We start from the raw sequence: 1,578 nt of genomic DNA, 5'->3' as shown, positions 1-1,578 counted from the left end.
TCAGGCGGCATCAGCGGCAGTTGCGCATCCTGCGCAGCCGACTGGGCCGGATCATCCGCGATATCGGCCGCAAGATCGAAGGTCGAGCTGTGCTCGAGAACGCCTTCGTCCTCCCGCTCAGCCGGGCTTCGCAGATCCGCTCCCAACAGCAGCGTCAGCATGGCTGGAAGCTTTATTCCTTCCACGCCCCGGAGGTGGAGTGTCGCTTCATCCCGTTGAAATCGGCCGAGCAACTCGACTTGCAGGCGCTGCACAGAGTTCGCAGTCGATTGGTGACACAGAGAACCGCGGTCATCAATCAAATCCGAGGTTTTTTGCTTGAGCGAGGGCTGCCAGTTCGGCAGGGAGCGGCAGCACTCCGATTGGCACTTCCACAGATTCTCTCGATGCTCTCGGATAACTTGTCGCCTCGAGTGGTTCAGCTCATTCAGGACCTTGCCGAAGACTGGCGCTTTCTCGAGCGGCGGGTCGCATCGATCACGAAGGAAATCGACGAACTCGCTGATCAAGACGCACACTGTCGCCGCCTGATGAGTGCGCCGGGTGTCGGACCAATCATCTCAAGCGCGATGATCGCCGCGATCGAAACTGATGATGCCTTCCATAAGGGCCGCGACTTTGCAGCATGGCTTGGCCTCGCACCAAAACAAACCTCGACCGGCGATCGAACCATTCTCGGCCGCATATCGATGCGTGGCAATCGGTACCTCCGAACGCTGTTCATTCAAGGGGCCAGAGCCGTACTTCTAAGGCGTCAGAGTTGGCCCAGGCATGGCTTCGGAGCCTGGTTGGAAGCAACATGAAGCGGCTCCACTCGAATGTACTGGTTGTCGCCCTGGCCGCAAAACTCGCGCGCCTAGCCTGGAGCATGCTCACAAAGGGCCGTGATTACGACGCCAACTTCATGGGCCACGCCGCGTAAGACACGGCCGGGAAGGAAGAAGATCTACGGTCCAACCGGAAAGGCACAATATCCCGCCGAGGTTTGCGAGACGGAAAGGACGATGGAGCAACGGTTGCACCGACACTTCTGAAGCCTGGTTCGACGCCATGGCCCTTCTTGAGGCCGGCGAGTTATTGAGGACAGAAGTGGGCGGATATCCATAATGGCTCGAGGCGAGAGCCTCAAATCGAAGCCGGATAGATTGGCGCAGACCGCTACATCCGTTTGTCGATTCCTCTTGCAACGCGGGCGTGGTCGGTGGCCTGTTCGTGCTGCACGCCAGGGCGCTACCCGATAACCCATATGACGGTCACACCTTGCGGGACGTCATCGACCGCACCGAGACACTCACCGGCTGCGCGATCGAGCGGGCGATGCGGCCAACGTCATCCTCTCGGCCGCCGGCCACAACTTCCGCCGCGCCCTCGCCTGGCTGAGAGCTTTTTGGCGCCTGATCCTGACCACCCTCATCGCAGCCACGAGCGACCGCTCACCGCTGAAATCGAGTTCTTAACATGGCGTAATCGCGGCTGACCGCTTCTCGAAGGCTCAAGATCCGGTAGGATCTGCCTCGGGGGATCATCGAAAGGAAGCAACTCATGAAGCAGTACGTCGGTTTGGACATCTCTATGGAA

General features: G+C 59.5%; 3 pseudogenes. All 3 read left to right on the top strand.

What is annotated here, in order from left to right:
* A pseudogene (locus CVM73_RS41405) lies at positions 1-203 on the top strand (IS5/IS1182 family transposase); the annotation flags it as partial.
* A pseudogene (locus CVM73_RS38635) lies at positions 204-922 on the top strand (IS110 family RNA-guided transposase); the annotation flags it as partial.
* Between the two features lie 263 nt (positions 923-1,185).
* Positions 1,186-1,457 (top strand): annotated as a pseudogene (locus tag CVM73_RS38630) (IS5/IS1182 family transposase); the annotation flags it as partial.
* Positions 1,458-1,578: the final 121 nt, after the last annotated feature.

The organism is Bradyrhizobium forestalis (assembly GCF_002795245.1).
Classification (GTDB): domain Bacteria; phylum Pseudomonadota; class Alphaproteobacteria; order Rhizobiales; family Xanthobacteraceae; genus Bradyrhizobium; species Bradyrhizobium forestalis.
This window is presented reverse-complemented; position numbering and strand designations above follow the sequence as displayed.